This is a genomic window from Flavobacterium sp. ZE23DGlu08 (assembly GCF_030505335.1).
Classification (GTDB): domain Bacteria; phylum Bacteroidota; class Bacteroidia; order Flavobacteriales; family Flavobacteriaceae; genus Flavobacterium; species Flavobacterium algoritolerans.
On sequence record NZ_CP130045.1, the window covers coordinates 3,042,417 to 3,060,296 of the forward strand.

Annotated in this window: 14 protein-coding genes and 1 pseudogene; 5 read left to right on the forward strand and 10 right to left on the reverse strand. The window is 33.5% G+C overall.

All coding sequences use genetic code 11. The features are described from left to right. Positions 1-117: 117 nt before the first annotated feature. A complete protein-coding gene (locus Q1W72_RS13365; RefSeq protein WP_099714725.1) occupies positions 118-927 on the forward strand; it encodes a 1-acyl-sn-glycerol-3-phosphate acyltransferase in 810 nt (269 codons plus the stop codon). 37 nt (positions 928-964) lie between these two features. Here Q1W72_RS13365 and Q1W72_RS13370 read toward each other — a convergent pair whose 3' ends face one another. Continuing rightward, positions 965-1,597, reverse strand: coding sequence for a hypothetical protein (locus Q1W72_RS13370; protein WP_099714726.1), 633 nt, complete (start codon positions 1,595-1,597; stop codon positions 965-967). Continuing rightward, entirely contained in the window at positions 1,594-2,097 is a 504-nt protein-coding gene (locus Q1W72_RS13375; RefSeq protein WP_099714727.1) for an RNA polymerase sigma factor, read from the reverse strand. The genes Q1W72_RS13370 and Q1W72_RS13375 overlap by 4 nt, the downstream gene beginning before the upstream one ends. Before the next feature lie 288 nt (positions 2,098-2,385). Here Q1W72_RS13375 and Q1W72_RS13380 point away from each other — a divergent pair, with 288 nt between their 5' ends. Both Q1W72_RS13380 and Q1W72_RS13385 read left to right on the forward strand, forming a co-directional pair. Then, positions 2,386-3,690 carry an NAD(P)/FAD-dependent oxidoreductase gene (locus tag Q1W72_RS13380; RefSeq protein ID WP_099716290.1) on the forward strand — a complete coding sequence of 435 codons (1,305 nt, stop codon included), beginning with the start codon at positions 2,386-2,388 and terminating at the stop codon, positions 3,688-3,690. Positions 3,691-3,960: 270 nt separating this feature from the next. Next, a complete protein-coding gene (locus Q1W72_RS13385; RefSeq protein ID WP_099714728.1) occupies positions 3,961-5,181 on the forward strand; it encodes a 3-oxoacyl-[acyl-carrier-protein] synthase III C-terminal domain-containing protein in 1,221 nt (406 codons plus the stop codon). 53 nt (positions 5,182-5,234) lie between these two features. On the opposite strand, the gene Q1W72_RS13390 is transcribed toward Q1W72_RS13385, so the two are convergent. After that, on the reverse strand, positions 5,235-6,296 hold the full coding sequence (locus Q1W72_RS13390; protein WP_302135792.1) for a DUF3810 domain-containing protein: 1,062 nt from the start codon (positions 6,294-6,296) through the stop codon (positions 5,235-5,237). A 110-nt stretch (positions 6,297-6,406) separates the two neighbouring features. Here Q1W72_RS13390 and Q1W72_RS13395 point away from each other — a divergent pair, with 110 nt between their 5' ends. Next, the gene (locus Q1W72_RS13395; RefSeq protein WP_302135794.1) at positions 6,407-7,870 is read left to right on the forward strand and encodes an aminoacyl-histidine dipeptidase; all 1,464 of its coding nucleotides are present in this window, start codon (positions 6,407-6,409) and stop codon (positions 7,868-7,870) included. A gap of 265 nt (positions 7,871-8,135) precedes the next feature. On the opposite strand, the gene Q1W72_RS13400 is transcribed toward Q1W72_RS13395, so the two are convergent. The 6 genes and pseudogenes from Q1W72_RS13400 to Q1W72_RS13420 form a co-directional block, all read right to left on the reverse strand. Then, entirely contained in the window at positions 8,136-8,474 is a 339-nt protein-coding gene (locus tag Q1W72_RS13400) for a DHCW motif cupin fold protein (protein ID WP_099714732.1), read from the reverse strand. Between the two features lie 135 nt (positions 8,475-8,609). After that, positions 8,610-9,050, reverse strand: a complete 441-nt coding sequence (locus Q1W72_RS17040) for a hypothetical protein (RefSeq protein WP_367881663.1) — start codon at positions 9,048-9,050, stop codon at positions 8,610-8,612. A gap of 51 nt (positions 9,051-9,101) precedes the next feature. Continuing rightward, a pseudogene (locus tag Q1W72_RS17045) lies at positions 9,102-9,371 on the reverse strand (carboxypeptidase-like regulatory domain-containing protein); the annotation flags it as partial. A gap of 93 nt (positions 9,372-9,464) precedes the next feature. Next, the gene (locus Q1W72_RS13410; protein ID WP_099714734.1) at positions 9,465-11,396 is read right to left on the reverse strand and encodes a DEAD/DEAH box helicase; all 1,932 of its coding nucleotides are present in this window, start codon (positions 11,394-11,396) and stop codon (positions 9,465-9,467) included. Between the two features lie 205 nt (positions 11,397-11,601). Further along, on the reverse strand, positions 11,602-12,180 hold the full coding sequence (locus Q1W72_RS13415; protein WP_099714735.1) for a non-canonical purine NTP diphosphatase: 579 nt from the start codon (positions 12,178-12,180) through the stop codon (positions 11,602-11,604). Positions 12,181-12,858: 678 nt separating this feature from the next. After that, entirely contained in the window at positions 12,859-14,367 is a 1,509-nt protein-coding gene (locus tag Q1W72_RS13420; protein WP_099714736.1) for an FMN-binding glutamate synthase family protein, read from the reverse strand. A gap of 229 nt (positions 14,368-14,596) precedes the next feature. On the opposite strand from Q1W72_RS13420, the gene Q1W72_RS13425 reads away from it, so the two are divergent. Beyond that, positions 14,597-16,978 carry a hybrid sensor histidine kinase/response regulator gene (locus Q1W72_RS13425; RefSeq protein ID WP_302135799.1) on the forward strand — a complete coding sequence of 794 codons (2,382 nt, stop codon included), beginning with the start codon at positions 14,597-14,599 and terminating at the stop codon, positions 16,976-16,978. Here Q1W72_RS13425 and Q1W72_RS13430 read toward each other — a convergent pair. Beyond that, complete coding sequence (locus Q1W72_RS13430) at positions 16,975-17,739, reverse strand: NYN domain-containing protein (protein WP_099714738.1); 765 nt, start codon at positions 17,737-17,739, stop codon at positions 16,975-16,977. The genes Q1W72_RS13425 and Q1W72_RS13430 overlap by 4 nt on opposite strands. Between the last annotated feature and the right edge of the window lie 141 nt (positions 17,740-17,880).

The following is a 17,880-nucleotide window of genomic DNA, read 5'->3' on the forward strand; positions in this document are numbered from 1 at the left end:
GAAAATAGCGAATTAATTGGTTGGGTTTTTCAAATTGTTCTGTTGAATTCAAAGACCAACTTCAAATATAAATTTCGTAAGTTTGTAATCCAAATTCACAAAAAAATACACAATTTTATGGGATTGTTGAAGAGAAATCCTTTCGGACACATATTATTTATAAAAAAATGGCTAATCCGAATCTTTGGAGCCATGACGCATAGACGGTATAGAGGATTTAATGAATTACAAATTGAAGGTTCGGAAATTATCAGGAATTTACCGGACAATAACGTACTTTTTATTTCCAATCACCAAACCTATTTTGCTGATGTTGTTGCTATGTTTCATGTTTTTAATGCAAGTTTGAGTGGACGCGATGATACGATTAAGAATGTTTGCTATTTGTGGCAACCTAAAATGAATATCTATTATGTTGCTGCCAAAGAAACTATGCAGGCGGGATTATTGCCAAGAATCATGGCGTATGCCGGAGCAATTTCTGTAGAGCGTACTTGGCGTGCTAAAGGAGTTGATGTCCAGGAGAAAAAAGATATTAACCCTAACGATACTGAGAATATTAAAATTGCTCTAGCTGATGGTTGGGTAATCACTTTCCCGCAAGGGACAACAAAATCCTTTAAACCGGTTCGTAAAGGAACTGCTCATATTATCAAACAACACAGGCCTATTGTGGTGCCTATCGTTATTGACGGTTTCCGTCGTTCGTTTGACAAAAAAGGAATTCGAATGAAGAAAAAAGGAATCCTGCAGTCCTTTATCATCAAAGAACCTCTGGATATTGATTATGATAATGATACAATCGAGGAAATTGTAGAAAAAGTAGAATATGCAATTGAGCAACATCCTTCATTCCTAAAAGTTATTCCTGCTGAAGAAATTAAAGAACAGGAAGAGTTGAATCGATTACGAAAATGGGAGTATTAAAATAAAAAAAAGAGTTCGCTACGGCGAACTCTTTTTTTTATAAATCTATCTTTTTTAATTCTTTATAATTAGCATACAATCTTCGAAGCAGTATGCCATATACAACTCTGTAAAACAGCCAGAATGCTCCAAAGAATACTAAAGTAGTCAGTGTTATGACTCCTATTGTTATTGCCATCACTTTTCCGTTAGTGGCAATTTGATCTTTCAAAGCACTCATTTCCGGATTATATGCAAAAGTTATATAGAAGGCGATGATTGAACTCAGAACAATCATTCCCAGATTATACCAAACATAGTATTGAACCGTTTTTCGGGTTTTTAAAATGTCAGACATTAATTGTTTTGTAGAAGCGGTGGTCGAGATAATTTTGTAATTTTTATAAAATAAATAGATAAAAAACAGTATCACACCATAATTAAAATAAGTAAACACTTCAAAGTATTGAATTAACTCAGGATGTTTCATTTTAATTAAATAATCATCACTGTTAAAACAGAGACTTAAACACGTCCACAATAAAACTTCCAAAATACTAATAATCAAAATCCACTTCACAATCGAAGATGATTTTTTATGTATCATTTTGTAAATCTCGATTTCCGATACTTGCTCAAAAGAATTAGTATTCTTCTGCCAGTCTTTTTTTAATAAATCCAACTCTTTCATACGCCTAATGGATTTAATATTTTTTTTAATTTCCCTTTAATTCTATTCATTTTCACCCTTGCATTTACTTCACTAATTCCCAATGTTTCTGATATTTCCTGATAATCTTTATCTTCCAGATACATAAATATCAACGCCTTTTCAATATCATTCAGCTGGTAAACTGCTTTATACATTAATTTTAATTGTTCTTCCTCCTCATAATCGTATTCCACATCATTCAGGAAATGTTGTCGCCCTTCAAATTCAATAGTATTTATGGATCGTTTTGTTTTTCGGTACAAAGTAATCGCTGTATTCAGCGCGACTCGATAGGCCCAAGTAGAAAATTTACTGTCGCCCCTGAATTTTGGAAAAGCCTTCCATAACTGAATCGTAATTTCCTGAAACAAATCCTTATGAGCATCATCGCCATTAGTATACAACCTACAAATCTTGTGGATTATATTCTGATTTTCCTGCAACTGCTTTACAAAAGAATGTTCTAGATTATCACTCATATATACGTTAGTAAGCCAATACTGGTTTTTGTTACAAAGTTGCACTTTTTTTTGAGGAGCACACCACTATTCATTTCATAATTAATACTCGTCCCGCTGTACCTTGCAATCTTTATTTTCTGAAAAAACCAGAAAAATAAAGGATTTCCATTACCATCGGGGCTAATTTACATGTTTATTTTTTCTAAGGAACTTTTGCAAAAACAAAAATTTCGATACTATTTGATGAAATTCAAAAGTAGAAAACATTGTATCTTTGAGTATCAACAATTCAGAACTTTTTTAAATATGAACATCCCAAATTCAACTTTACCCAGAATAGTAATCATTGGCGGAGGTTTCGCAGGAATCGCATTAGCGAAAAAGCTAAAAAATAAAAAAGTACAGGTTGTTCTTTTAGACAAACACAATTACCATACTTTTCAGCCTCTATTATATCAAGTTGCCACAGGCGGGCTCGAAGCAGGTTCTATAGCGTACCCAATCCGAAAAGTATTTCAAGAATACGATGACGTTTATTTTAGACTCACCAATGTCCAAGAAATCGATACTAAAAATCAAAAAATAATCACCGAAATTGGCGAATTAAAGTATGATTATTTAGTCATTGCCACTGGTTCTAAAACTAATTATTTTGGCAACAAAGAAATTGAGCGCAACAGTATGGCCATGAAAACCATACCGCAATCGCTCAATATTCGAAGTCTGATTCTTGAAAATTTTGAACAAGCTGTTTTAACCACCGATGTAGCCGAACAAAATAGCCTGATTAATTTTGTACTTGTAGGTGGCGGACCAACAGGAGTAGAGCTTTCCGGCGCTTTGGCCGAAATGAAAAAAGCCATTCTGCAAAAAGATTATCCAGATCTTGATATTACCAAAATGGAAATCAATCTGATTCAAAGTGGTGACAGAATTCTAAATACGATGAGTGAAGAATCCTCTCAAGCTGCCGAAAAATTTCTAATCAGTTTAGGTGTGAAAATTTGGAAAAACGTTCGCGTCACTAATTATGATGGACGTACCATAACCACAAATTCCGATTTATCTTTTGAAACCGCCACAGTAATCTGGACTGCGGGTGTTCAAGGAGCTCTTGTAGCTGGTTTAGATGCAGAATCTTTGGTTGAAAAAGTAGAGCGCATTCGGGTAAATGAATACAATCAGGTCGCAGGATATAGTAATATTTTTGCCGTAGGTGATATTGCTTCTATGGAATCTGAAATGTATCCACAAGGGCATCCCATGATGGCGCAACCAGCAATGCAACAAGGGGAATTATTAGGAGAGAATTTAATAAAATTAATTGAAAACAAACCCATGGAAGCTTTTGAATACAATGACAAAGGTTCTATGGCAACCATAGGAAGGAATAAAGCGGTAGTCGATTTGCCTAAATACCATTTCAACGGCGTTTTCGCATGGTTTGTGTGGATGTTTGTACACTTGTTTTCACTTATTGGATTCAAAAATAAAGCTGTAGTTTTCTTAAATTGGGTCTATAATTACATTCGTTTTGATCGTGAAGGGCGTTTGATTATCAGGCCTTATAAAAAGAAAAGTTTCACCACATTTACAAGTGATGAAGTTTAATTAATTTTTTAAAATCAGGAAAATTTTTACTTTAAAAACAACAGCTTTAGCGTTGTATTTTTATTCTTACATACTTGATAATCAGTGATTAATGATTGTGTAGAGTAATTCTTATAACTATCTGGTATTCAGTTTTTTAACAAAATTATAATATTCATAAGCAATTGAAAATCAATTACTTATGTATTTTAAAAATTACGTTTTTATTAATTTGATTTTTTTGAATGATTTTTGATTTAATTTTATATTTCAATTAAAATTCAAAAGTTAATGAAAAGCGTTATACTTTCCAATTTTCATCCAATTTTAGTGGGTAAATTGATTGATCAAAAAAAGCTAAATCAGTACACAAAATTTCTGTATTATCATTTTCAAAATCTTCCAAAATCAGGTGTAACTGGAAATGGAGCTTTTGATAATGAACCTATTACTTTTGAGCTTATTTCTGACCAAGTAGATAAGTATGCTGTTTCTTCTGAAAACATTAATAGCAGACAAAGTATTATTTTTGAAGAAGTAGAGGATTTTATTGAACATATTATGGAAATTACTTCGCCTTCAGGATATCATTTTCCTTCAGGTTTCGAAGTCAAATCCGGAAATCTTTATGGGCCAAAAATTGAGGTTCGAATGGAATGGTTCAAAAGGAAAATGGGATACGTTTTTGATCAATTTTATTTAAAAACAAATACTAGTCCGGAAAATCTCATACATGTCACTTGTTCAGGATATTCTTCGCCAAGTGTAGCTCAAGAAGCCGTTATAGAAAGAGATTGGGAAACAGTACAAGTCACACATTCCTATCACATGGGGTGCTATGGAGCTTTTCCAGCAATTCGTACAGGAAGAAGTTTACTATGCGCCAGTACAACTAAAGGCAGAGTAGATGTAGTTCATACAGAATTATTATCAGCACACTTAAATCTGACCGAATTTTCGAATTCAAATATTATGATTTGCTCTCTTTTTGCAGATGGATTTATTGGTTATTCCCTATTTGATGAAGAATCTTTCCTGAATGATGATTCGTTTCCTGAGAAAAAAGGACTGCGAATTATTGCCTCTCATGAAGTTATTATACCGGATTCATTAGAGGATATGTCTTGGGATTTAGGAGAATATAATTTTTTGATGACCTTGTCTAAGCGAGTACCTGTTTTTATACGTAAAAATATCAAACCTTTTTTGACTACACTTTGTAAAAAAGGGAATGTTGATCTTGAACAGCAAAAAGGGAATATGCATTTTGCGATACATCCGGGCGGACCAAAAATCATTGATTATGTTATAGATGCAATTGGATTGGCTAAAGAACAAGCGAATTGGTCTTATGAGATTTTACGCCGTCAAGGGAACATGTCTTCGGCCACGATTCCTCATATTTTTAACGAAATTGTAAACGATCCAAACATTGAATCAGGTAAGAAAATTGTAGCGATGGCATTTGGACCTGGACTTACAGCTACGGGATTGTTGCTGGAAAAAATATAATTTTTAAGTACCAAGTTAGACGTTAAGAGCTATAGGTCATTAAAATTCTTAACTTAAAACTTTCTTTCCTTGTAATAATTCACCATCAAATTTACAAATTTACTATAGCCTTCTAAACCGTCTTTTTGCTGGTTTATTTTAAGAAATCTATCGTAAAAAGCATGAAAACCTTTATCAATTATAGTGTCATACTGTTTCCAAAAATACTCACTTTCTTTATAGTTTTTCAAAATTCCAGGATGAATTGTTTTTAGTAGTTCTTTGAAAATTTTTTCATCTCGAACTTGCCAATTACCCAAACAATAACGCAAAGCCATGCTGTAGCCTGAATATTGAATGTAAGCATTTTCATTTTTTATGGAAGCTAAAAAACCAATAAAGTTGCATTCACTTTCGCTGGCAAAACCCATTTGATGCGCCATTTCATGATTGGTAGTCATGGGGAAACTGTACATTGGACCCAGATAATTAACTTGTGCTTCATTGGTAAACGGATTCAGATAACCACCAAAACCCATGTAGGTCAAAGGTAAACTGATAAGTGATTTCTTGGTGCTTAAATGATTATAAGTGAAATACGAATATTCTTCAGCTAGTTTTTTGTAACCATTCAAATTCATCTTAAAAACCTGATCTTGTGTGTACGGGAATACTACTTTTAAACTATCATTTTTTGTAATCTGTTTTTGAATAGCGTTTGTTTTAGCGATTAACTTTTTGGTGAAAACCAATAAATCAGCATCTGAATAGTCTTTTTTAATCTCCATTTTTTCAAAAAGCGGTTGGCGGTAATAATTAAACGCCCAAAGAGAATGAAACAAGAAATAGAACACTGAAACAAAACTTAATATGGATAATATATTGCTTTTCCATTTTAACTTCCAAGATTTTCGTTGGTTCCAAAACCATTTTAAGACAAAAGCAATAACAATAATATACATTACATCTCCCAAAGAAAATGGAATGCTTCCCAATGCTAATCTTGAGAATTTTGAAAGTATCGGATAAAAACCATTGCTGTAAAACTGTTCCACTTGTAGCGGAAAATAAGGGAGTACCTGCAAAATTAATATTTGGACAAAAAGAAAGAAAGAAAGGAAATATTTTGTTCGCACAGGATGAATTTTAATGCTGTAAATATAATTACAATATCAATTAGTATCGATAAAGAATTTAAACTTTGTAACTTTGGGCTTTGTAAATGTTAAACCTCAAACAAAAATAAATGAGTCAAGAAATAAGAAATCTGGAACCAAAAGTACTTTGGAATAAGTTTGCCGATTTAAACGCTGTACCGCGTCCTTCTAAAAAAGAAGAGCGTGTGATTGAGTTTATGAAAAACTTCGGAAATAACCTTGGATTAGAGACTTTTGAAGATGAAATTCGCAACGTAATTATCCGTAAACCGGCAACTGCAGGAATGGAAAACCGAAAAGCAATTGTACTTCAAGGACATTTGGATATGGTGCATCAAAAAAATTCGGATACCGTTTTTGATTTTGATACACAAGGAATCGATATGTATGTAGATGGAGATTGGGTTCGTGCTCGCGGAACAACTCTTGGTGCAGATAACGGTCTTGGAGTTGCAGCTATCATGGCAATCTTAGAAAGTACGGATATTCCACATCCTGCGATAGAAGCTTTGTTTACAATCGATGAGGAAACAGGAATGACAGGAGCATTGAACTTAAAAGGAGGTATTTTACAAGGTCAAATTCTTTTGAATTTAGATACCGAAGAAGATGATGAAATAGATATTGGTTGTGCAGGAGGAATTGATGTGACGGCTACAGCTGAGTATGATGAAGAGGAAACTCCGGAAGGTTCTGTAGGATATACGATTACTGTAAAAGGCTTGAAAGGTGGGCATTCCGGAATGGATATTCACAAAGGGTTGGGTAATGCCAATAAAATCATGAACCGATTGTTATTTGATGGTTTTGATAATTTTGGGTTACAAATTTCTGAAATAAAAGGTGGAAGTTTACGTAATGCGATTCCGCGTGAAAGTCAAGCGAAAGTAATTATTGCTGAAGTGTATGATGAGGCTTTTGTTTTTGACATGCAGCAAATTGTAAACGAAATCAAAACGGAGTTAAAAACGACGGAGCCTAATTTAGAAGTTGTTTTTGAAAAAATGGATGCAACTCCTGCTAAAGTAATGCCCTCAATTGCTCAGTTTTACTTTGTAAGAGCAATGTATACAGCTCATAATGGCGTTTATAGAATGAGTGCTGATTTTGATAACTTGGTGGAAACATCGAATAATATTGCTAAAGTAATTGTTGGCGAAGGGCAACTTTCGGTACAATGTTTAACACGTTCTTCGGTAGAAACCTCCAAATTTGATTTGGCTAATGCTTTGCGTTCCGCTTTTGAATTAATGGGTTGTGAAGTTGAGTTTTCGGGAGCATATCCGGGTTGGACACCAAATTCTGAATCAGAGATTTTGGATGTTTTAGTTCCGATTTACGAAAAACAAAACGGTGAAAAGCCAAAAGTAGTGGCATGTCACGCAGGATTAGAATGTGGAATTCTGGGAACGAATTATCCTGATATGGATATGATTTCTTTTGGACCAACGATTCACGGAGCACATTCCCCTGACGAAAGAGCGAGTATTTCTTCTTCTCAGAAATTTTGGAAATTTGTATTGGAAATTTTAGCTAATATTCCTGTGAAATAGTATTCAGTGTTCAGTGTAAAAAAAAGTGTTCAGTTATAAACGAAACTGGACACTTTTTTTTTGGATACTGAGCACTAAATTTTAGTCTCTTTTAGGACTGTTTTTCTTATCTCTTTTTTCTTCTTTCTTTTCTTTAGCCGTTTTTAAAGGTTCTTTTTTTACGGTTTTCTTAGCGTCTTGACTTTTTGCCATGATATAGGTATTTAATTTTGTTTTTAATTTTGATGTAAGTAAATGTATATAATATTTTGATTGATTTTAAAGATTATTTCAAAAAATCCCCATCTATGATTAATAATTCAACTCCATTAGTGGATATAGAGCGATGGGAACTTGCGTCATCTGAAACTACATAAGTCATTCCTTTTGAAAGCTGGACTTGTTCTCCGGATTCTAATTCACTAATAAAATCACCTTCAAGGCAATGCACAATATGTCCTTTTTGGCACCAATGGTCTGCCAGATAATCTTTGGAATAGGTTACTTTACGAATTCTAAGTCCACCTAATTGAGTTGTTTGCCAATGCGCTATTCCTGTTGTTCCGATATGTTCAGTTTTTTCTATTGAATCCCAATTAATAGTTTGAAAAGGTATAGTAGACATAGTTTTTACTTTTAGAGTATTAAAACTCAAATTTAACTGCTTTAAAATAAAAATCCCCAATTACTTTCGGAATTGGGGATTAAATTATTCTTTTATTCCAAAATAACTAGTTGTCTGAGTAATGGAATACTGGGTTTATTTTTTCTTCAAGACTTTGTATTCCTCATAACAGCCACTTATAGCATCCATAATTTGTAAATCATTAGCCGTTTTTATAAACGATTCAGAGTAGTTACAGCGTTGCAGAATTTCGGCAATTTCATTTTTATCAACACCTAAAAGAACTGATATTGTTTCTCTGTCAAATTTAGATTCCAAAAGGTTTCGTACCGTATCATCTTTCTTCATTTCTTTCAGTTTCTTGAGCTCTTTTGGATTCTTTCCAAAGAAATTATAGAGCATGTCCGCTGGATTGAATATAGAACCTAGCACTCTTCCAAAAGCATTTGGAGAATATTCCCCTGCTTCATAACCTTGCGTTAAACCGGAAATACTATACCTGTAGTTTTCTCTAACGGGGATAATTTTAGTGTCTACTTCAAGATATCCTGTTAGATTAAAGGGTCTGATTACCACTTCTTCAAGTGCAATTGCTTTTTCAGTAAGTTGAATTTTGGTGCTTTTGTTTTTTATCCAGTCATTGGTTACGCGAACGCGAAGCGATTGAAATCCTAAACTTGTAATGTGAAGCGTATCGTTCAGTTGTACATCTATTTCAAAATATCCTCCTGAATCGGTAGTTGCGCCTCTAACTTTATTGATATTAATGATATTTACACTAGATAATGCTTGTCTAGTTGTATTGCTGATAATGATACCATTAACTTTTTGGGAGGGTTCTTTAACTTGCGCAAAAGCAGTTGCGGATAGTACTAAAAAAAGAAAACTACAAAATATTTCATAAACTGGTTTAAGACTTTAAAAGTAATAAAACAGGATTAAATATTTTGTAGTTCCAGTATATAATTATAAGAAAATTAACAATGAATGTTAGTCTCTTCTTGGTCTTCTTGGTCTTGGTGAGTCACCAAAGCTTTCAGAACGTCTTGGTGCTCTGTCAGACGAACCTTCAGTTCTAGGTCTGTCAGATGAAAAACCACCTTCTCTTCTTGGAGCTGGTCCTCTGTCGCTTCTGAAACCACCTTCTCTTGGAGCTGAGTTTCTGTCGCTTCTAAATCCACCACCTGAACCTTCTCTTCTTGGAGCAAAGCTTCCTTCTCTTCTTGGAGCAGAACTTCTTCCACCACCAAAACTTCCACCAGAACTTCTTCCATTATGGTCACGTCTTCCGCCACCGTCATTTTTAGAAATTTCAACATTGATTCTACGTCCTTCTAATTGTACGTTGTTCAATACTTCCATTACTTTATCAGTATGTTCCGGATCAGTGTTAAAGAAAGAGAAACCTTCTTTTACGTCTACTTTGAAAACATCATCACGACCTAAGTCTAATGTTTCTTTCAAGTAATCCTTCAATGACATCCAATCAAAGTTATCTCTAGAACCTATGTTCACAAAATATCTTGTTGCACCACCATTGTTGTTTTCTCTTGGAGCACCATCTCTATCGTCACGATCACGTCTTTCAGAACCTGAAGATTGATTAGAAATATCTCTTGTTTTTTTGTAGTAATTGATAAAACGATTAAATTCAACCGATACCATTTTCTTGATTAATTCCTCTTTCGATAAACCTTCAAGAACGCTGTTAATTGCAGGAAGATAGTTGTCAATTTCGTGATCAACTTCTGTATCTTTAATTTTATTAGCTAAGTGTAACAATTGGATTTCGCAGATTTCAATTCCAGAAGGGATTGTTTTTTCTTCGAATTTTTGTTTGATGATTCTTTCGATTGAAGAAATCTTACGCAATTCACTTTTAGTAACAATTACGATAGAAGTTCCTAATTTTCCAGCACGACCTGTACGACCAGAACGGTGGTTGTACGTTTCGATTTCGTCAGGTAATTGATAATTCACTACGTGAGTAATGTTATCAACGTCAATTCCACGAGCAGCAACGTCAGTAGCTACAAGCATTTGGATTTGTCTTCCTCTAAAAGATTTCATTACACCATCACGTTGCGCTTGAGATAAATCTCCGTGCAATGCAGCAGCGCTGTATCCATCTTCGATCAATTTTTCAGCAACAGCTTGCGTATCTCTTTTGGTACGACAGAAAACTACTGAGAAAATGTCTGGATTAGCATCCGCTAAACGCTTCAAAGCTTCGTAACGGTCACGTGCATTTACAAGGTAAAATTCGTGAGAAACTGTAGCAGAACCTGAGTTTTTAGCGCCAACTGTAATTTCAATTGGGTCTTTCATGAATTGTTTTCCAATACGTGCTACTTCAGCAGGCATTGTTGCAGAGAATAACCATGTGTTTTTTTCGTCTGGCGTAGTAGAAAGGATGTTTACGATATCTTCGTAGAAACCCATATTCAACATTTCGTCAGCTTCGTCAAGAATACAAAAACTAATTTGAGAGATGTTTACCAATCCTCTATTAATCATGTCTTGCATTCTTCCTGGAGTTGCCACAATAATTTGTGCGCCTCTCTTTATGTCTCTCGCTTGTTCTGTAATGCTAGCTCCACCGTAAACTGCTACCACATTAATACCTTTTTCGTATTTAGAGTAGTTTTTAATTTCGTTGGTAATCTGCAAACAAAGTTCGCGTGTTGGAGATAAAATTAATGCTTGTGTATTTCTGTTGTTGGCATCAATTTTCTGAATAACTGGAAAACCAAAAGCTGCCGTTTTCCCTGTCCCTGTCTGAGCCAACGCAACCATATCTGTGTCTTTTTCCAATAATAGGGGAATCGCTTTCTCCTGTACTTCGGTCGGATTTTCAAATCCTAGATCTAAAATCGCCTTCAGTAACGATTCACTCAATCCTAATTGTTCAAATTTATTCATATGTATTTTTAAAATAGGGTGCAAAATTACTGTTAATAATCGATATAAACTAATGCTATTTTAAGATTTAATGTTTTATTATAATTTGATTATCAGAAAGTTATATTTTTTATTTGCGAATTGTGCGTTTTGATTTAGGATTTTAGTGTGAAATTACGCCTTGAAATTTGTTTTTTTGTTATAAAAATGTTCTATTTTGAGGCGTTTATTTATTCAGTTTTAAAAAATCAATTAATTGCTGTGTAGCTTTTCCTCTGTGGCTGATTTTATTTTTAATAGCCAATGATAATTGTGCAAAAGTTTCTTGATATTCTTCAGGTTTGAAAATAGGGTCGTAACCAAATCCTTGATCTCCTGATTTTTCTAACGTAATTTCGCCTCGTGCAATTCCTGTAAAAAGATGCTGTTTTCCGTTTAAATTCAATGCAATCACTGTTTTGAATTGTGCTTTTCGATTACTTTTATCAGATAAGCATTCTAATAATTTATTCATATTATCATCAGCATTACGTTGCTCTCCGGCATATCTTGCAGAGTAAACACCAGGTTCACCATTCAGGGAATCTACTTCCAGTCCGGTATCATCAGCAAAACAATTGTAACCGTATTTTTGTGTAACGTAATTGGCTTTTAGAACTGCATTGCCTTCAATTGTTGCGGCAGTTTCCGGAATATCTTCATAACAGCCGATACTTTCTAAACTAAGAATTTCAATCGTGTCAGGAAGTATACTTTGTATTTCCAGTATTTTATTTTTGTTGTTGGAAGCGAAAACAAGTTGCATTTTATTGGGTTTAATTTTACAGTTCAAAGATACATTTTTTTAGACAGTGTGTTATAATGTGCAAATAACTGTATGAAGAGTCTATTGATAACAAGAATAGCTGTGTATTTGGATTTTAAAAGTATATTCGGTTGTAATTAATTGAAATTCAGCACGTTAATTAATAGTTAAAGTATTGAATTTTAATTGTTTAACGAACATAAGTTGTATCTTTGAGTGTGGTTTTGATTAATCACTTGAATAAAAACTATCTGCAAGGAGAAGAGTATTCAAATTGTCATTTCATACTGAACGGTATGTTTGATAAATGGTAAATCAAAATTTACAATCGGAGGTCCTTTAAAAAGACCTCCTTTTTTTATGGTTTAATTCTAAGGATTTTACTTTTTTAAATAAGAATTAGAGAAATAATTTTTAAAGGTATGGAATGATTATTTTATTGTGATTTCTAACGCAATGAGCTTGTGCGTTAATTATTAGTTAAACGTATGTTTTTCAATGTTTTGAATGAAATAAGATTGTATCTTTGAGTGTGGTTTTGATTAATTACTTGAGTATATCAATCTTGCAATAAGATATGATAATTCAATAGTCAGCTATACTAATATAATTGTATGAGTTGATAATGGTAAATCAGAACCGACAACTGGAGGACTCTAAAGGTCCTCCTTTTTTGTTTTAATGTTTTTGAACACTTTTTAAATTATCAGGGAAATACAAATCAGATAAATGGGCAAATTCATCACCACGCATGAAAATGTTAATGTCAACATCGGCAAAACTTTTTTTGCCTGCAGCAGCAAGAAGTTCGTTAGCTGCGTGTAAAGTGTTTTTATGAAAATGATATACACGCTCTGATTTGTCCGTTACGACTAGTCCTTTCATCAGCATTTTATCTTGTGTCGCAACTCCGGTTGGACATTGGTTATTATTGCATCGCAAGGCTTGAATACATCCTAATGAAAACATGAATCCACGCGCGCTGTTGCACATATCAGCTCCAAGGGCTATCGCCCTAAGGATTGAATATCCAGATATGATTTTGCCGCTGCAAATGACACGTATCTTGTCTCTGATTTCATAACGGACTAAAGTTTTATTTACAAAAATAAGCGCTGGTTCAAATGGCATTCCCACACCATCAGCAAATTCTAGTGGAGCAGCACCGGTTCCACCTTCGGCGCCATCAACGGTGATGAAATCAGGAAAGCAATTTTGAGAAATCATTTCTTGGCAAATCATTTCAAATTCACGGGTTTCTCCAATACATAATTTAAAACCAATAGGTTTTCCATTAGACAGCAATCGTAATTTTGCAATAAATTCTACTAAACCTTTAGTGTCAGAAAACGCAGAATGGCTGGGAGGAGAAAGGATAGTGGTGTGTGGTTGCACGCCTCTTATTTTGGCTATTTGTTCGGTATTTTTTGCAGCAGGTAAAACACCTCCATGTCCTGGTTTTGCGCCTTGTGATAATTTGATTTCAATCATTTTTACTTCCGGTAAGTTCGCTTTTTTAGCAAATTTACTTCCGTCAAAACCACCTCTGTCATCACGGCAACCAAAATATCCGGTTCCTATTTGCCAAGTTACATCGGCTCCTTGCAAATGAAATTCAGTTAATCCGCCTTCGCCTGTATTGTGATAAAACTTGCCTTTTTGCGCTCCTTTGTTTAATGAAACTATGGCATTTTCGCTTAAAGAACCAAAACTCATTGCAGATATGTTTAATAGCGACGCAAGATAAGGTTGTGTGCAGTCTTGGCCTCCAACCAGCACCCTTGGTAATTCTTCGTTGACAGCTGTAGGGAAAATAGAATGTTTGATTCCTTCGTAGCTTGATTGATTCAAGTTTAATTGTGTTCCAAAAGGCGTTGTCGAATCAATATTTTTGGCTCTTTGATATACAAGAGAACGTTGGTTTCTAGAGAATGGTTTTCCATCAGTGGATCGTTCTATGAAATATTGCTGAATTTCCGGAGCAATCATTTCAAATAAATATCTAAAATAACCCAAAACAGGAAAGTTTCTTAAAATGGCATGTTTGGTTTGAATGCTGTTTGCAAATCCAATGACAATTATAACTAAAATTGTTAAAGGAAAAAAGATGCTATATTTATAATAGTAAGCAATAATTGAACTTAAAAATAAAATTATAATCCCAAAAATAAAAAATTGCTTCCTCATGTTATTTGTAGTTTAAAAGTTTCTAAATTACTCAGAATTTTCTAATTTTTTGATAGTTTTGTGAACAACTTATGCAATTGATTTTAAAAAGCTTTAGGTTTCAAAATAATTTCGAAAATCTTTAAAGTAAGTTATTAAATGTTAAATATTTAATTTGTCTAATTTTTTTAATCAATGTAAAACCAATTGTTTTAATTAAACGTAGATGAAGAAATAAATTATATTATAAATGAATTTTAAAAATCATAAAATACAATTAAGCACGTTTTCCTTCGTACTAATTTTCTTGTTTTTAAGTATTTCTGTAAAAGCCCAATACGTTATAGCAAATGACTCTCAATTTAAAGATGGAGTTTCTTTACATAAATACGCCAAAATTGTAAATGTAGGCCAGCGTAATTATACGATACAAGAAATTATAAATGATAAATCTCTAAAATTTCAACCATTACTCGTAGAAAATAAAGATTTAGGATTTACGGATGACAACTATTGGCTTGTATTTGAAATTGTTAACAATACAAAAAGTGATATACGTCCATTTATAGAAACGTCCAGGGCAATAGTTGATGTTGCAGAATTGTATATTATTGATCCAAACGGGAAAATTGAATTGTTAAAAAGTGGGGATTTGATGCCTTTTAAGGAGCGATCATTAAACTCTACAAAAACTTTATTTAGACCAGTTTTAGAACCGAATCAGGTAACTCGTTTTTATCTTCATTTGAAAAGTGATGGAGAAGTAATAAATGCTCCAATTTACATGAAGTCTGCTGAGAAAGAATTAGAGGTAGTTTCATTTGAACAATTTATTTTTGGCATTTTTTATGGTCTATTGTTCATAACAGCAATAATTTACATGTTCTTTTATTTTGCAATGAAAGAAAGAAGTTTTCTATTCTATAGTTTATATGTTACTTTCATAGGATTACTTCAATTCTCTGTTGATGGTTATTTTTACCAATATTTTGCGCCAAATAATGGTTGGTTATCCTCACATTCGGTAATAATATTTGCTACGTTAGCCAACTTTTTTTTAGGGAAATATTCGCAAGTATTTTTGAATATCAAAAAGTATAGTTCTAAGATTTATAAAATGTTTTATGTTTTATACGCCTTAAATTTAATCTCTATTACATCGTTGTTCGTATATCCGAAATCTTTGCAATACCTATATCCAATTGCTAATGTGTTAGGATTGTTCTTATTATTGCTCATTATTGTGTCAATTGCAGTTGTTTATTACAAGACAAAAAAGATTGACAAGTTTTTTTCAATTGGTGTTTTTTTCTTAATTAGTGGATTCGTTATTTTCATATTAAAAAACTTTAGTGTTTTGCCATCTGTTTTTTGGACAGAGAATAGTTCAAAATTAGGCACCGGTTTAGAGGTTATTTTCCTTTCGCTTTCAATGGCAAATTTGATCAGAAATCTTAAAAATGAAAAAAACGAGCTCAATCGACTTGCTTTGGTTCGTTCTGAAGAAATGAATGATTTGAAGTCGTATTTTTTATCGAACATCAGTCATGAATTAAGAACGCCTTTGAATGCTATTATGAATATGATTGATTCAATTTCTGTTGAGGTTCAGGATGATAAGATTAGAAAAAATTGTCAAATTATAAAGTATTCGTCACACAGTTTATTAAGTTCTGTCAATGATATTTTAGATTTTTCTAAAATAGAGAAAAAGGAATTAAAATTGGAATCCGTTAAGTTTGATCCCTCGAGAGTTCTGGAAAATTTAAAAAATAATGCAGTTAATAGAGCTAATGACCAAGGATTAGATTTTCAATTTTCGAAATCAGATACAATTCCTGATTTTGTAATTGGGGATGTCACCCGATTGGTTCAAGTTGTAAATAACGTATTAAATAATGCTATTAAATTCACTTCTAAAGGGTTTGTGAAATTTGATATAGACTGCAAGATCAAGGAAAATAATCGTGCAAGTTTGAGATTTACAGTTTCGGATTCTGGAGTAGGAATTCCTAAAGATAAAATGAATAGTATTTTTGATTCATTTTCTCAAAATAGTATTGATAATAAGAGAAAGTTTGGAGGGCTAGGATTAGGGCTGTATATTGTAAAGACTTTAGTGGATATGCAGAACGGTACCATTGAAATGGAAAGTAAAGTCAATCAAGGCACAACTTGTATAATTACTCTTGATTTTGATATAGTTCCGCAAGAAAACAAGACAGAAGTTATAGCTACGCCTATGGTTTACGATTTAGAAGGTAAATCAGTTTTAGTGGTAGAAGATAATCCTATTAATCAGATGGTTGTTAAAATGATCACTAAAAAATGGTTGAACACGACTGTAGTTTATGCTAATAACGGTAAGGAATGCTTAGATGCGTTTAAAACAAACCATTTTGACATTGTATTAATGGATCTTCAAATGCCGGTAATGGACGGTTACGAAGCAACAATAGCGATTAGAAATGGGGAAGCAGGAGCAGCGAATGCTTCTGTCCCCATTATTGCAGTAACGGCTGATGTGATGGAAAGCACTAAATTACGTGTGGCAGAAATTGGGATGAATCATTATTTATCTAAACCAATTAAGAATGACACTTTATATCGTGCGGTAAAAAACTTAGTTTAACTAAAACGCAACCGTACATAAACGTGTTTGATGCCTTTTTTATCTGAATCTCTCTCGTCGATTTCTAGAATATCTGTAAGGGATTTTAGCATTGGAGTAAGTTTAGAAAAACCATAATTTCTTGGATCGAATTCTGGTTTTTTCTTTACAATAAGGTTTCCTACATCTCCAAGAAATGCCCAGCCACTATCATCACCAATATCTTCAATGGTAGATTCTATTAATTCTATAGTTTGTAAATCAATTTTATTCAGGCTTTTTGGAGTTGCTTTTTTAGCATCGGAGGCAGTTCGTTTTGGTAATTTCTTTTTGATAGCTCCGTCCAAAACTTCAATATAAATAAATCTGTCGCAGGCAACAATGAATGAATTTGGCGTTTTTTGTTCTCCAATTCCAATGACTTTCATACCGGATTCGCGGAGTCGTATTGCGAGTCTTGTAAAATCAGAATCACTGGAAACAATACAAAAACCATCCACTTTATCCGAATATAATAAATCCATAGCGTCAATAATCATGGCAGAATCCGATGAATTTTTACCCACGGTATAACTGTATTGCTGTATTGGTGTAATGGCATGTTCCAATAAAACACTTTTCCATCCACCGGCATTGGGTTTGGTCCAATCGGCATAAATACGTTTGGTGGTTGGTGTTCCAAATTTGGCAATTTCCTCCATCATTCCTTTTACATTGCTGTAAGGAACGTTGTCAGCATCAATGAGAACGGCCAGTTTTAATTCTTTTGTATCTTGTGACATAAATTTCTAATGTTGAAATATTTATTCAAATATACAAAGTTTATTACGGAATACGACTCGAAGTTTGCGGATTAGCCCTGATCGAAACGGCATCCTTTTGTGCCGTCATTGCTAGGGACGAAGCAATCTTCTTTGACGGCA

Coding starts and splice junctions, on each gene's coding strand:
- Q1W72_RS13365 (WP_099714725.1), top strand. CDS start 118: ATGGGATTGTTGAAGAGAAATCCTTTCGGACACATATTATTTATAAAA.
- Q1W72_RS13370 (WP_099714726.1), bottom strand. CDS start 1,597: ATGAAAGAGTTGGATTTATTAAAAAAAGACTGGCAGAAGAATACTAAT.
- Q1W72_RS13375 (WP_099714727.1), bottom strand. CDS start 2,097: ATGAGTGATAATCTAGAACATTCTTTTGTAAAGCAGTTGCAGGAAAAT.
- Q1W72_RS13380 (WP_099716290.1), top strand. CDS start 2,386: ATGAACATCCCAAATTCAACTTTACCCAGAATAGTAATCATTGGCGGA.
- Q1W72_RS13385 (WP_099714728.1), top strand. CDS start 3,961: ATGAAAAGCGTTATACTTTCCAATTTTCATCCAATTTTAGTGGGTAAA.
- Q1W72_RS13395 (WP_302135794.1), top strand. CDS start 6,407: ATGAGTCAAGAAATAAGAAATCTGGAACCAAAAGTACTTTGGAATAAG.
- Q1W72_RS13400 (WP_099714732.1), bottom strand. CDS start 8,474: ATGTCTACTATACCTTTTCAAACTATTAATTGGGATTCAATAGAAAAA.
- Q1W72_RS13410 (WP_099714734.1), bottom strand. CDS start 11,396: ATGAATAAATTTGAACAATTAGGATTGAGTGAATCGTTACTGAAGGCG.
- Q1W72_RS13415 (WP_099714735.1), bottom strand. CDS start 12,180: ATGCAACTTGTTTTCGCTTCCAACAACAAAAATAAAATACTGGAAATA.
- Q1W72_RS13420 (WP_099714736.1), bottom strand. CDS start 14,367: ATGAGGAAGCAATTTTTTATTTTTGGGATTATAATTTTATTTTTAAGT.
- Q1W72_RS13425 (WP_302135799.1), top strand. CDS start 14,597: ATGAATTTTAAAAATCATAAAATACAATTAAGCACGTTTTCCTTCGTA.
- Q1W72_RS13430 (WP_099714738.1), bottom strand. CDS start 17,739: ATGTCACAAGATACAAAAGAATTAAAACTGGCCGTTCTCATTGATGCT.